We start from the raw sequence: 12644 nt of genomic DNA on the forward strand, positions 1-12644 counted from the left end.
GCCAAACGATAGCACCCTAGACTCAACACGATGGACATCGAGATAACGGGAGCCTCCGCGGCGGAGATCGCCGACAGCGTGCGCGCCCTGCGAGAGCGCGGCACCCTGCGTCCCGGAGATCCCCTGCCTCCTGTACGCGAGCTCGCGACGACCCTCGGCGTCAACCGCAACACCGCAGTGGCCGCGTACCGGCAGCTCGCGCAGGCAGGGCTCGTCGTGTCCCGCGGCCGCGCAGGCACGGTGATCGCGGGCGCCGAGCCCGTCGCGCAGGAGGGTGTCGCAGACACGGTGCTGCGCGATGTGGCATCCGGCAACCCCGACCCGACGCTCATCCCCGATCCGACTCCGGCTCTAGGGCGCATCGCCGGACGTCCTGTCCTGTACGGCGAGCCCGTCCTCGATGCCGGACTCGAGCAGTGGACCCGCGAATGGATGCTCGCCGACCTGCCCCGCGATGATCTGCACGTCGTCGTCACCAGCGGCGCCGTCGATGCAGTCGAGCGTCTGCTCGCGCAGGCGCTGATGCGCGACGACGCCGTCGCGCTCGAGGATCCGTGCTTCCTCTCCAGCATCCACACCGTCCGGCTCGGCGGCTACCGCGCGGTGCCGGTCGCCGTCGATGAGGAGGGCATGACCGTCGACGGCCTTCGGGCGGCTCTGAGCGCCGGCGTCCGCGCCATCATCAGCACCCCTCGCGCGCAGAACCCGACGGGCGTGAGCCTCTCCCCTGCGCGTGCCGCTGCGCTCCGCGAGGTGCTGGCCGATCACCCGTACGTGCTGATCATCGAAGACGACCACTTCTCGCTGCTTTCTCAGCACCCTTATGCCTCACTGATCGGGCCCTCGCACCGCCGGTACGCACTGATCCGCTCGGTGTCGAAGTTCCTCGGTCCGGACATGTGCCTCGCCCTGGCCGGCACCGATCCCACCACGGCGCAGCGCCTGGCGATGCGGCTGAGTCCGGGCACGACCTGGGTGAGCCACCTGCTGCAGCGACTCGCCCATGCCCAGCTGACCGATGAGTCCGTGCGCCGGCAGATCTCACGCGCGGCCTCCCACTACGCCGCGCGCAACAGGTCGTTCAGCGAGGCGCTCGCCGCACGCGGCATCCCGACCGTCTCCACCGACGGACTCAGCCTGTGGGTCCGTCTCGACGTGACGGCTCGCGACGCGGCCGAGCGGCTGATGCGCCGGGGCTGGCTCGCCCGTCCCGGTGACGAGTTCCTGCTGGAGGAGACCGCGGGTCCGTCCCGCCACCTGCGCCTCACCGTTCACGACCTCACAGAGGCCGAGAGCGCGCGCCTCATCGACGACCTCGCGGCCGCCGCGGTGAGAGGATGACAGGATGAAGATCCTCTCGATCCAGTCGGCCGTCGCGCACGGCCACGTCGGAAACTCGGCCGCCGTCTTCCCGCTGCAGCGCATCGGGGTCGATGTGCTTCCGGTGTACACGGTCAACTTCTCGAACCACACGGGCTACGGCGCGTGGCGCGGCCCGATGATCGACCCGGCCGACGTGCGCGAGGTCATCACCGGTATCGAGGAGCGAGGCGTCTTCGATCGGATCGATGCCGTGCTGAGCGGCTACCAGGGCGGCGAGGGCATCGCCGACGTGATCGTCGACGCCGTCGCTCGCGTGAAGGCCGCGAACCCCGACGCCCTCTATGCGTGCGACCCCGTCATGGGCAATGCCAAGTCGGGCTGCTTCGTCGCACCGGCGATCCCCGTGCTGCTGCGCGACAAGGTCGTGCCGGTCGCCGACATCATCACGCCGAACCAGTTCGAGCTCGGGTTCCTCACCGGCACCGAGCCGTCGGACCTCGAGTCGACGCTCGCATCGGTCGATGCGGCGATGGCCATGGGCCCCTCGATCGTGCTGGTGACGTCGGTGGAGCGCCCCGATCGCGAAGAGGGCACGATCGAGATGCTCGCTGCCGACGACAAGGGCGCCTGGCTGGTCGCCACCCCGCATCTCCCGATGAAGGCGAATGGCTCGGGCGACGTGACAGCTGCCCTCTTCACCGCGCACTACACGGCCACCCGCGACGCGAAGGTCGCGCTCGAGCGCACCGTGTCGAGCGTCTTCGACCTGCTGCAGAACACTCTCGACTCAGGCGACCGCGAACTGCGCCTCGTCGAGTCGCAGGAGACCTACGCCAACCCTCGCATGCAGTTCACCGCGCACCAGGTGCGCTGAGCGCGGCGCCCCGGCCGGATCAGCGGGGCCAGGCGCTCGACACGGCCTCGCGGATCTCGTCGAGCAGCTGCGGCAGGGCCTTGGTCTTCGCGATGATCGGGAAGAAGTTGGCGTCCGTCGCCCACCGCGGCACGATGTGCTGATGCAGGTGGGCGGCGACGCCCGCTCCCGCGACCTCGCCCTGGTTCATACCCAGGTTGAAGCCGTCGCAGCGCGATACCTCGCGCAGCACGCGCATGCCCGTCTGCGTGAGTGCGCCGATCTCGGCGACCTCCTCGGGTGTCGCCTGATCGTAGGTGGCGATGTGACGGTACGGGCAGACCAGCAGATGGCCCGAGTTGTACGGGAAGAGATTGAGCACGACGAACGCGGTCTCACCGCGCGCGACGATCAGCCGCTCCTCGTCCGGGTGCTTGGGCGCCTCGCAGAACGGGCACTCGTCGCGCAGGGGCTGTGGCCCCGCCTGGATGTACGCCATCCGATGCGGGGTCCACAGCCGCTGGAACTCGTCGGGCACTCCGACGAGATGGCTGCCGTCTTCGACTCCGGTCAAACCAGATCCTCCGAGGTCATGATGCGCGCGTGGCTGGCGATCGCCGAGCGGATGCGCGACACGGCATCCGCGATCGGAACGCCGTTCTCCTGGGACCCGTCACGGAAGCGGAACGAGACCGTTCCCGCGGCGCGGTCCTGCTCCCCCGCGATCAGGATGACAGGCACCTTCGCAGTGGTGTGATTGCGGATCTTCTTCTGCATGCGGTCGTCGGAGTGGTCGACGTCGGCGCGGACGCCGGCCTCGCGCAGCTGACCGATCACACCGTCGAGATACTCCGCGTACTGGTCGGCGACGGGCACGCCCATCACCTGCACGGGCGCGAGCCACAGAGGGAAATCCCCCGCGTAGTGCTCGAGCAGGATGGCGAAGAAGCGCTCGACAGACCCCAGCAGCGCGCGGTGGATCATCACCGGGCGGTGCTTCTGCCCGTCGGGTCCGGTGTACTCGAGCTCGAAGCGCTCCGGCTGATTGAAGTCGAGCTGGATCGTCGACATCTGCCAGGTGCGGCCGATCGCGTCGCGCGCCTGCACCGAGATCTTCGGACCGTAGAACGCGGCGCCGCCCGGGTCGGCGACGAGCTCGAGACCCGACTCCACGGCGACCTCGCGCAGGGTGTCGATGGCCGTGGACCACTGCTCGGGCTCACCGAGGAACTTGTCGTTGCCCTCTTCATTGGTGGACAGCTCGAGGTAGAAGTCGTTCAGGCCGTAGTCGCGCAGCAGCGTCAGCACGAGGTTCAGGTTGGTCGCGAGCTCGTCGCGCACCTGATCCTGAGTCACATAGATGTGCGCGTCGTCCTGCGTCAGACCGCGCACCCGGGTGAGTCCCGAGAGGGTTCCGCTCTTCTCATACCGGTAGACGGTGCCGAACTCCGCCATCCGCAGCGGCAGCTCTCGATAGCTGCGGCCGCGGGCCCGGAAGATGAGGTTGTGGAACGGGCAGTTCATGGGCTTCAGGTAGTAGTCCTGACCCTGACGGGTGATGTTGCCCTCTTCATCGCGCGCCTCGTCGAGATGCATCGGAGGGAACATCCCGTCGGCGTAGGTCTGCAGGTGACCCGAGGTCATGAACAGGTCCTTCTTGGTGATGTGCGGGCTGTTCACCACCTCGTACCCGTTGCGCAGAAGATGACGCCGCAGGTTCTCCTCGATCTCGTAGCGGATGATCCCGCCCTTGGGATGGAACACCGCCAGTCCCGAGCCGATCTCGTCCGGGAACGAGAACAGATCCATCTCGACGCCCAGCTTGCGGTGGTCGCGGCGCTCGGCCTCGGCCATGCGCTCCTGGTAGGCGCGCAACTCGTCCTTGCTCGGCCATGCCGTGCCGTAAATGCGCTGCAGCTGCGGGTTCTTCTCGCTTCCGCGCCAGTAGGCGGCGGCGACTCGGGTCAGGTCCCAGCCGTTGCCGACCATGCGGGTGCTCGGCACATGCGGGCCGCGGCAGAGATCCTTCCAGGCGACCTCGCCATCCTTGGTGACGTTGTCGTAGATGGTGAGCTCTCCTGCGCCGATCTCGGCGGATGCCCCTTCGGCCGCGTCTGCACCGGAGCCGGGGCCGCCGGCCAGATCGATGAGCTCGAGCTTGAACGGCTCGTTCGCCATCTCGGCGCGGGCCTCGTCTTCGCTGACCACGCGGCGGGTGAAGCGCTGACCCTCTCGGATGATGCGCTGCATCTCCTTCGAGATCGCCTTGAGGTCCTCGGGGGTGAACGGGGTGTCCACCCCGAAGTCGTAGTAGAAGCCGTCGGTGATCGGCGGACCGATGCCGAGGTTCGACTGCGGGCGGATGCGCTGGACGGCCTGTGCGAGCACGTGGGCCGTCGAGTGACGCAGGATGGCGAGGCCATCGGGGCTGTCGATGTTGATCGGCTCGACGACGTCGCTCTCGGCGACGGTCGCGGCGAGGTCCTTCAGCTCGCCGTTCACGCGCATGGCGACGACGGAACGATCGGTGAACAGGGCGAAGCCATCGCGCTTCTGCGCGCTGGGCTGGGCGATGTCTGACACGGGATTCTCCAGATAGGGATATGGAACAGGATGACTCAGCTGCAGGCGCGACCGCGCCCTGCCCGCTCAGGCGTCCGTAGTTCGCGCGACGACACCGGTGACAGAGGTCACGAGAGCGGTCGACGCGGATTCCATGCCCTGAAGTCTACGCCGCAGGCCCCCGGCATCTCGCATCCGCCGTGCGGACACGAAGAAGCCCCGGTGTGCGAGCGCCCGCTCTGCGCACCGGGGCTGGGCGTCGATCGCTACCCGTTGACGATCGACGCGGGGTCGGAGGTCACACGCTCGTGTTTCGACCCGAGACCGCCCTGATGAGCCACGCGATCACCGCGAGCGCAAGAAGGACCAGTCCGACCCACAGCAGGAAGTTCAGGGACTGCACCAGTCCACCCGTGATTGCCAGGATGATCGCGATGACCGCGATGATGATCAGAAGGGGATTCATGACCGCTCCTTTCCATTGTGAAGCCCAGATGAGCTCCGATGAGAAGACCGTAGGCCTGTGCGGCGTGTTCACCGTAGGGGCTTGACTCCGCCGGTGGAACCGTGCGACGAGTGCCCAGAGGTCGTTCTGTCTGTAATGCTGTGCCCATGACGTCCCCCTCGATCGTGTGGTTCCGTGACGATTTGCGGCTCGCCGACAATCCGGCCGTGCGCGCTGCGGTCGACCGCGATGGCCCCGTCATCGCCGTGTACATCCTCGACGACGAGTCTCCCGGGCTCCGCAGGCCAGGCGGCGCGGCCCGCTGGTGGTTGCACCACTCCCTCGACTCGCTGAGCGAACGCATCAGAGAGAGGGGCGGCGCGTTCGTCCTGCGGCGGGGAGCAGCGGCCCGCGTGCTCACCGAGCTCGTCGACGAGATCGGCGCCGGAGCGGTGTTCTGGAATCGGCGCTACGGCGGAGCCGAGCGCGAGGTGGACACGAGGATCAAGTCCTCGCTCCAGGAGAGCGGCGTCGAGGTGCGCTCCTTCGCCGCGTCGCTGCTCTTCGAGCCGTGGACGGTGCGCACCGGTGGGGGCACCCACTTCTCCGTGTTCACGCCGTTCTGGCGCGCCTGCCTGGCCCTCCCCGCACCGCGGGCACCGCTCCCCGAGCCGCGAGAGCTGCACGGGCCGCGCTCGGCACCGGCATCCGACGATCTCGACGACTGGGGTCTGCTGCCGACGGCGCCGGACTGGGCCGGCGGTCTGCGAGAGACCTGGCGTCCCGGTGAGCCCGCCGCGCGGGTCCGGCTGCGCGGGTTCCTGACCGAGGATCTGCCGAGCTACGACGCCGCCCGGGACGAGCCCTCTGCCGGCGCGACATCTCTGCTGTCACCGAGGCTGCGCTGGGGAGAGCTGAGCCCGTTCACGGTATGGCACGAGGCGACCGCTCATGAGGGGGCGGGGCGCTTCCTCTCCGAGATCGGGTGGCGCGAGTTCGCCTGGCACACGCTGTTCCACTTCCCTCAGCTGGCGACGCGCAATCTGCGCACCGAGTTCGACGCATTCCCCTGGCCGCGCCTCAAGCCGACCCATCTCTCGGCCTGGCAGCGTGGCGAAACAGGCGTCCCTCTGGTCGACGCGGGCATGCGTGAGCTCTGGCATACGGGCTTCATGCACAACCGGGTCCGGATGGTGACCGCCTCGTTCCTCGTGAAGAACCTGCTGATCGACTGGCGGCGCGGCGAGGAATGGTTCTGGGACACTCTGGTCGACGCCGATGAGGCCTCGAATGCGTTCAACTGGCAGTGGGTGGCCGGCTCCGGCGCCGACGCCGCTCCGTATTTCCGTGTCTTCAACCCCGAGCTGCAGGCGAAGAAGTTCGACCGCGACGGCCATTACGTCAGAGAATGGGCTCGGGACGCACCTGCCGAGCCCATGGTCGATCTCGCCGAGACACGCAGAGCCGCGCTCGCCGCATACGAGACGATGCGACGCGCGCGTACCTGACGCTCCAAGCTAGAGCAGATCCGCCGGCAGGTCGTCGAACCCGTTCGCCGCTGGGGTGTCGAGCGCCTCGAGGCGGAACGGCAGCACCGCGATGCGGACCCGGCTGTGGGGCGTGAGCAGGACCGACACCTCCGCGCCCTCTGCCGTGCGGAAGTCCACGAAACGGCTCTTCTCGGCGGCCTGTTCGATGCGCTTCTTCAGATCGCCGATGTCCTGATCGCGTTCGAGCGGGATGCTGTCGTCGTCGTCTATGAGAATGATCGCCTGCTGCGTCTGCCCCGTCATGTCAGCGAAGCTATCCACGACACCTCGCATCGCAAGAGGGGGTTGCGCTCGCGGAGCCGACTCGCAAGACGTTCGCTGCTCCGGCTGCCTCCGGGGGTTCAGTCCTCGTGATCATCGTCGGTGGCCGACAGTGCCCGTGAACCGTCCGTGAGCAACCGGGTGCCGGGAACGCGTCTGCCTTCCCCGAGCTCGCCCTGCGATGCGACGAAGCGGTTCACCACCGGAGTGCCGCGGAACTGCACGGAGGGATAGGCTTCCGGCGATTCGTGCTTCCTGCTCGGCGCGATGTTCGCGGGGCGCCCCTTCATCCACTTCCAGGTGAACTTCCCGAACCCCGTGAGGGTCACCTGGTGTCCGGCGCGCAGATGCTCGACCGTGATCCGGATGAACTCGTCGTATACGCGGTCGGCATCCTTGAGCGGAAGGCCGGTAGCCCCGGCGAGTTCTCGGATGAACATCCGTTTGGTGATGACAGTGCCGGACGACGACCCGGCGCTCCCCTCATCTTTGTGCTCTTCGTTCTCGCTGCTCACCTGCAGCCCCTCTCGTACCCATGCCGGTCCGTCCCCCAGCACACCACCCTATTCGGGCGCCTGAGCCGGCCTGGGGACGCCGACGACCATGGCGCGCCCCAGCGGCATGTCGAAGCTCGGCTGCGACAGCGGGCAGAGCGCCGAGAGATGAGAATGCCCGCGCACCGCAAAGAACGGATGCGCGGGCTCCCTCGTGGTGGAGTATCACTGCACGATGACGTTCACCCTCTGGGTGAAGACTCCGTACGGCGTCGAGTACGTCAGCGTCGCGACCTGGGTTCCGGCCCTCTTCGTGTCGACAGCGGATACGGTCGTCGGGTAGGTCACGTAGAGCCGAGTGCCCGCATATGACACCTCGACCGTGTAGGTGGTGCGGAGAGCGTTGGCGACGACCGCGCTCTTCGTGCCCTTCTTGACCACCAGGGATGCCGTGTTGGCGAAGACGCGATCGACGACGTCTGCGGTCTTGACCGTCAGGGCCGAGCGGTCGATCCGGTCGATCTTGCCCGCCGCAGCGCCGAGGAACAACGTGGAGCCCTTCACGGCGATCGACGTGTAGTTGCCCTGCACAGCCCCGAGCTCGGTCCAGTCCCGGCCGTTCGTCGAGGTGTAGACCGTGCTGAAACCGGTGAGCCGCTTCACCGCGTACGCCGTGGCTCCGTCGATGAAGATGTCGGTCATCTGTGTCTGGAGACCGTTGGCCAGATGCTTCTCGACCGGATTGCTGCCGGCGAGCACGCGGCTGGACTGGTCCGAGACGATACGACCCGCGAAGGTCTCCAGCTCCTGGTACGCGTTGATCAGAGGAGGAGCGCTCGTGGTCGACCACGAGCCGTTGCGCCAGACATCCGTCGCGCGCGTGGCCTTCGCGGCGGTGAGGGTCTCACGGTCGACCTCCGCCTGGGCGTACAGCGTGTCGCCGACCACGGAGAGCCAGTAGTAGCGATCGAGTTCGTCGGTCTCCGTGCCGGACCAGCGCGCCTTCTCGATCTTCCACGTCTTTCCGCCGTCGGTCGACGACTTGATCGCGGCGATGGTGTTGTTGGGGCCGTAGAGGCGCTTGTCGGGGTTCACGATCGAGCCGGCCAGGAACAGCGTCTTGCCGATCTTCGCCACGTCCAGCACATGGACGAACGGCGTGGCGGCGTTGTACTGCCATGCGCCGTTGACGTTTGTCGCGTAACCGGCGTTGGCAGTCCACGACACCTTCGGGTCGATGTCGGGCACGTAGATCGCGCCGTCGTAGATGCGGAGCTTGTCGAACGCCTCGCCGTCGACGGTGAGGTGCTTCGTCGCAGAGCCTGTGGTCATGTTCACCGAGATGAGATCGGTAGGACCGGAGTTCTGCGTCCAGTCACCGTAACCGGTGTAGAGCTCGTCACCGAGGACCTGCATCTCTGTGATGCTGCTGCCGGCCTTGCCTGCATCCGCCAGCGCCTTCGCACCGGAATTGACAGCGAAGCTCGACGGGACCGGAGCGGCCGTGGCAGCGGTGGCCGGCGGCACCACGAGGCCCCCGAGAAGGGCGGCCGCCACGAGGGCGCCGCCCCCGACCGCGAGACGGGAATGAGCACGGGAAGAGGGTGATGGCATAGTGAGTCCTTTGCGACACACAGGGGGCACGACGCCCATGAACATGAAGGATTTCGATGCACGCAAGGTCAGCCCTTGCCATCCCCAGATTCACTACTTCCCCGGACTACATGCAGCACTGTTTTTTCCACATATATGTGGAGTTTGTCGCTCTAAACCCCTCGAGCTTGAGATCAATATATCAGAGAAGGCCCGTCGGCCGATACGATTTCTCGCCGCGCGGAGTCCCCGCCCCCGGAAACAAGAAAACCCCCGGCGGAACCGGGGGTTTCTGTCTGTGCGCGATACTGGGATCGAACCAGTGACCTCTTCCGTGTCAGGGAAGCGCGCTACCGCTGCGCCAATCGCGCCTAGAAGGCTGTTCAGTTGTCAGAGAGGTGGCGACGGGATTCGAACCCGTGTAAACGGCTTTGCAGGCCGGTGCCTAGCCTCTCGGCCACGCCACCGCGAGGTGGATTCGAACCCACATGCTGAAACCCCCTGAAGGGGGCTCCTGCACTCGAGCGGATGACGAGACTCGAACTCGCGACCCTCACCTTGGCAAGGTGATGCGCTACCAACTGCGCTACATCCGCATATTCTGTTTTTCGTTTCCGGCGTCCCGGGCACTTGAAATACATTAGCCCAGGATCGGCGCATCGCCAAACCGCTCCGCGACGCCGGGCGTGTCTCGCGAAGCCCCAGCGCGTCGCCACGCCCGGCCTCCCGGCCGGTGTCGGGGCTCCGCCGCCGATCGGGTATGCTTTCTGACTGTGCCGCTGTGCACGACACAACTCCACATGGGCGATTGGCGCAGTTGGTAGCGCGCTTCCTTCACACGGAAGAGGTCATCGGTTCGAGTCCGGTATCGCCCACCATCGAGAAGCCCCGTCAGACGTCTGACGGGGCTTCTGCGTTCGCCGTCCGTAGCACAGACGGTCGCGAAACGCGCCCCCGTTCACACATTCACGAGCCGCCCTCAGGCTGGTGCCATGCTTCACCGGATCGCAGACGATGCTCCCCTGCTTCTCATGCACGGCTACGACCTCGGCGCACGCGTGTGGTCACGCGTGCGAGACGGGGCCCGCGGTGCGCCGATGCGGCTGCTCGGCCATCGCGCGGTGTTCGTGCGCGGCGCCGAGGGAGTCCGCCTGTTCTACGACGAGAGCCGCATCGCGCGGCACGGCGCCATGCCGCGCTTCGTGCATGAGACCCTCTTCGGCCACGGGTCGGTGCACAGCCTCGACGGCGCCGAGCACCGGCACCGCAAAGCCACCTTCGTCGACGTCGCCTACGAGGACGAGCAGGTGCGCCGTCTCGAACCCGAGCTCGAACGCGAATGGCAGCGCGAGCTCGACGCCTGGCTCGCGGGCGGTGGCCGCTCGGCCTATGACGCGGCGGTGGGCGCTCTCGGCCGCGCCGGGATGTCGTGGGCCGGCCTCCCCGGCTCCGATGACGCGCGCACGAGATGGGCGGCCAGGCTCGCCCAGATCGTCGACGGCTTCGGTCGCCCCTTCTCCCCCGACTTCGCCATGGCAGCGTTCAACCGGCTCTGGTCCGATCGACGCGCCGCCCGGCTGATCCACGACGTGCGTTCGGGCATGCTGACGCCTCGACAGGGCACGGCCCTGTTCGAGTGGGCGTGGCACCGTGGCCCCGACGGCCGGCTGCTGCCGGAGCGACTGGCGGGCATCGAGCTGCAGAACAGCATCCGACCTCTCGTCGCCGTCGCTCGCTTCGTCGCCTTCGCGGCGAAGCGCCTGCACGAGAACCCCGACTGGCGGCTGCGAATCCACGCCGAGACGGCGAGAAGCGGTCGGCTCGTCGGCGGTCCCCTCGCGGTCGCGTTCGCTCAGGAGGTGCGCCGCACGTCTCCGTTCGTGCCGATGCTGCCGGGCAAGGCGATCACTGAGATCGATTTCGACGGGCAGCAGGTGCCCGCGGGCGGCCGCGTGGTGATCGACATCCTCGGTACCGACCTCGACGACGCCTCTTGGGATGACGCGACCGAGTTCCGCCCCGAGCGCTTCAGCCATCGGCCCGACTACGAGGCCATTCCGGCCTTCATCCCGCATGGTGGTGCCGACGTGCAGACCGGCCACCGCTGCCCAGGCGAGAAGCTCGCGATCGCTGCCCTCTCCGCGGCCATAGCGGCGCTCAGCGACCCCCGGGTGCGCATCTCGCCGCACGGGCTCGAGGTCGACCGGCGGCGGCTGCCCGCGATGCCCGCCTCAGGGGGCTGCGTGCATGCCGCCGCCGCACGCGACTCCACCGCAGAGAACCGACGCCAACACGACGAGACCACAGAGCAGAGGAGCACATCATGAAGGCACTGACCTGGCACGGCAAGCGCGACGTCCGCGTCGAGCAGGTCCCCGACCCGGGCATCCTCGAGCCGACCGACGCCATCATCCGCGTCACCTCCACCGCCATCTGCGGCTCGGATCTGCACCTCTACGAGATCCTCGGGCCGTTCCTCGAGCGCGGCGACATCCTCGGCCACGAGCCCATGGGAGAGGTCGTCGAGGTCGGCTCCGCCATCCGCGACCTGAGCGTCGGCGACCGGGTCGTCATCCCCTTCAACATCGCCTGCGGGTCGTGCTGGTTCTGCGTGCGCGGTCTGCAGTCGCAGTGCGAGACGACCCAGGTGCGCGAGTACGGCAGCGGTGCAGCCCTCTTCGGCTACACGAAGCTCTACGGTCAGGTGCCGGGCGGGCAGGCCGAGTACCTGCGGGTTCCGCTTGCCGACCACAACCACGTCAAGGTCGGAGCGGACCTGCCAGACGAGCGCTACCTGTTCCTCAGCGACATCCTGCCCACCGCATGGCAGGGGGTCGAGTATGCGCAGGTCCCGGCAGACGGCACCGTCGCAGTGCTGGGCCTCGGTCCGGTCGGGCAGTTCGCCGCCCGAATCGCCCGGTCCCGCGGCTATCGCGTGCTCGCGGTCGACCCCGTGCCCGAACGGCGCGCCATGGCGGCGCGCCACGACATCGAGGTGTTCGATCTCGACGACGACACCACACCGCATCTGCGCGACCTCACCGAGGGCCGTGGTCCGGACTCGGTCATCGACGCCGTAGGGCTCGAGGCGCACGGCAGCCCTGCGATCTCGCTGATGCAGCAGGCGGTCGGGCTGCTGCCCGACGCTCTCTCGCGTCCGATGCTCGAGCACGCCGGCGTCGATCGCCTGGCCGCGCTGCACGCCGCCATCGATCTCGTGCGCCGCGGCGGCACGGTCTCACTCAGCGGGGTGTACGCGGGCGAGGCCGACATCATGCCCATGAAGACGCTGTTCGACAAGCAGGTCACCATGCGGATGGGTCAGTGCAACGTCAGGCGATGGACCGGCGAGCTGCTCCCGATCGTCGAAGACGACGCCGATCCGCTCGGCGTGATGGACCTCACCACCCACCGCGCGCCTCTCGACGACGCACCCGAGCTCTACCGCACGTTCCAGCGCAAAGAGGACGGCTGCATCAAGGTCGTGCTCAGCCCCGGTGACTCGCACGTCTCGCCGAGCTCACCTGCCGTGGAAGGCGGCCTATGATCGAGCCCATCGGCGC

At 67.7% G+C, this 12644-nt stretch carries 11 protein-coding genes and 4 tRNA genes; 6 read left to right on the plus strand and 9 right to left on the minus strand.

The window, feature by feature from the left end:
* The first annotated feature begins 30 nt into the window (after positions 1–30).
* A complete protein-coding gene (locus AB0N59_RS11740; RefSeq protein WP_363483214.1) occupies positions 31–1341 on the plus strand; it encodes an aminotransferase class I/II-fold pyridoxal phosphate-dependent enzyme in 1311 nt (436 codons plus the stop codon).
* Between the two features lie 4 nt (positions 1342–1345).
* Positions 1346–2197: a pyridoxal kinase PdxY gene (gene pdxY / locus AB0N59_RS11745; RefSeq protein ID WP_363483217.1), complete on the plus strand. Its 852-nt coding sequence runs from the start codon at positions 1346–1348 to the stop codon at positions 2195–2197.
* Positions 2198–2216: 19 nt separating this feature from the next.
* On the opposite strand, the gene AB0N59_RS11750 is transcribed toward pdxY, so the two are convergent.
* The 3 genes from AB0N59_RS11750 to AB0N59_RS11760 form a co-directional block, all read right to left on the minus strand.
* On the minus strand, positions 2217–2750 hold the full coding sequence (locus AB0N59_RS11750; RefSeq protein ID WP_363483220.1) for an HIT domain-containing protein: 534 nt from the start codon (positions 2748–2750) through the stop codon (positions 2217–2219).
* Entirely contained in the window at positions 2747–4684 is a 1938-nt protein-coding gene (gene thrS, locus AB0N59_RS11755) for a threonine--tRNA ligase (RefSeq protein ID WP_363484225.1), read from the minus strand. The genes AB0N59_RS11750 and thrS overlap by 4 nt, the downstream gene beginning before the upstream one ends.
* A 352-nt stretch (positions 4685–5036) precedes the next feature.
* On the minus strand, positions 5037–5204 hold the full coding sequence (locus AB0N59_RS11760; RefSeq protein WP_177243763.1) for a hypothetical protein: 168 nt from the start codon (positions 5202–5204) through the stop codon (positions 5037–5039).
* Between the two features lie 146 nt (positions 5205–5350).
* On the opposite strand from AB0N59_RS11760, the gene AB0N59_RS11765 reads away from it, so the two are divergent.
* Positions 5351–6691: a deoxyribodipyrimidine photo-lyase gene (locus AB0N59_RS11765; RefSeq protein ID WP_363483223.1), complete on the plus strand. Its 1341-nt coding sequence runs from the start codon at positions 5351–5353 to the stop codon at positions 6689–6691.
* Between the two features lie 9 nt (positions 6692–6700).
* Here AB0N59_RS11765 and AB0N59_RS11770 read toward each other — a convergent pair whose 3' ends face one another.
* The 6 genes from AB0N59_RS11770 to AB0N59_RS11795 all read right to left on the minus strand — a co-directional run bounded on the left by AB0N59_RS11770 (position 6701) and on the right by AB0N59_RS11795 (position 9677).
* The gene (locus AB0N59_RS11770; RefSeq protein ID WP_363483226.1) at positions 6701–6976 is read right to left on the minus strand and encodes a hypothetical protein; all 276 of its coding nucleotides are present in this window, start codon (positions 6974–6976) and stop codon (positions 6701–6703) included.
* Positions 6977–7074: 98 nt separating this feature from the next.
* Positions 7075–7509 (minus strand): HU family DNA-binding protein, encoded by a 435-nt coding sequence (locus tag AB0N59_RS11775; protein ID WP_363483229.1) that lies wholly within the window; start codon positions 7507–7509, stop codon positions 7075–7077.
* Between the two features lie 204 nt (positions 7510–7713).
* Complete coding sequence (locus AB0N59_RS11780; protein WP_363483232.1) at positions 7714–9102, minus strand: hypothetical protein; 1389 nt, start codon at positions 9100–9102, stop codon at positions 7714–7716.
* Positions 9103–9380: 278 nt separating this feature from the next.
* Positions 9381–9452, minus strand: a tRNA-Val gene (locus AB0N59_RS11785).
* A gap of 25 nt (positions 9453–9477) precedes the next feature.
* A tRNA-Cys gene (locus AB0N59_RS11790) sits at positions 9478–9548 on the minus strand.
* Positions 9549–9604: 56 nt separating this feature from the next.
* Positions 9605–9677, minus strand: a tRNA-Gly gene (locus AB0N59_RS11795).
* Positions 9678–9883: 206 nt separating this feature from the next.
* Between AB0N59_RS11795 and AB0N59_RS11800 the strand changes: the two genes are divergently transcribed.
* From AB0N59_RS11800 to AB0N59_RS11810, 3 genes are all read left to right on the plus strand, one after another.
* Positions 9884–9959 (plus strand) — tRNA-Val (locus tag AB0N59_RS11800).
* A 114-nt stretch (positions 9960–10073) separates the two neighbouring features.
* Positions 10074–11408, plus strand: coding sequence for a cytochrome P450 (locus AB0N59_RS11805; protein ID WP_363483235.1), 1335 nt, complete (start codon positions 10074–10076; stop codon positions 11406–11408).
* Entirely contained in the window at positions 11405–12628 is a 1224-nt protein-coding gene (locus tag AB0N59_RS11810; RefSeq protein WP_363483238.1) for a zinc-dependent alcohol dehydrogenase, read from the plus strand. The genes AB0N59_RS11805 and AB0N59_RS11810 overlap by 4 nt, the downstream gene beginning before the upstream one ends.
* Positions 12629–12644 lie beyond the last annotated feature (16 nt).

The organism is Microbacterium sp. NPDC089321 (genome assembly GCF_040684935.1).
Classification (GTDB): Bacteria; Actinomycetota; Actinomycetes; order Actinomycetales; family Microbacteriaceae; genus Microbacterium.

Coding starts and splice junctions, on each gene's coding strand:
- AB0N59_RS11740 (WP_363483214.1), top strand. CDS start 31: ATGGACATCGAGATAACGGGAGCCTCCGCGGCGGAGATCGCCGACAGC.
- pdxY (WP_363483217.1), top strand. CDS start 1,346: ATGAAGATCCTCTCGATCCAGTCGGCCGTCGCGCACGGCCACGTCGGA.
- thrS (WP_363484225.1), bottom strand. CDS start 4,684: ATGCGCGTGAACGGCGAGCTGAAGGACCTCGCCGCGACCGTCGCCGAG.
- AB0N59_RS11760 (WP_177243763.1), bottom strand. CDS start 5,204: ATGAATCCCCTTCTGATCATCATCGCGGTCATCGCGATCATCCTGGCA.
- AB0N59_RS11765 (WP_363483223.1), top strand. CDS start 5,351: ATGACGTCCCCCTCGATCGTGTGGTTCCGTGACGATTTGCGGCTCGCC.
- AB0N59_RS11770 (WP_363483226.1), bottom strand. CDS start 6,976: ATGACGGGGCAGACGCAGCAGGCGATCATTCTCATAGACGACGACGAC.
- AB0N59_RS11780 (WP_363483232.1), bottom strand. CDS start 9,102: ATGCCATCACCCTCTTCCCGTGCTCATTCCCGTCTCGCGGTCGGGGGC.
- AB0N59_RS11805 (WP_363483235.1), top strand. CDS start 10,074: ATGCTTCACCGGATCGCAGACGATGCTCCCCTGCTTCTCATGCACGGC.
- AB0N59_RS11810 (WP_363483238.1), top strand. CDS start 11,405: ATGAAGGCACTGACCTGGCACGGCAAGCGCGACGTCCGCGTCGAGCAG.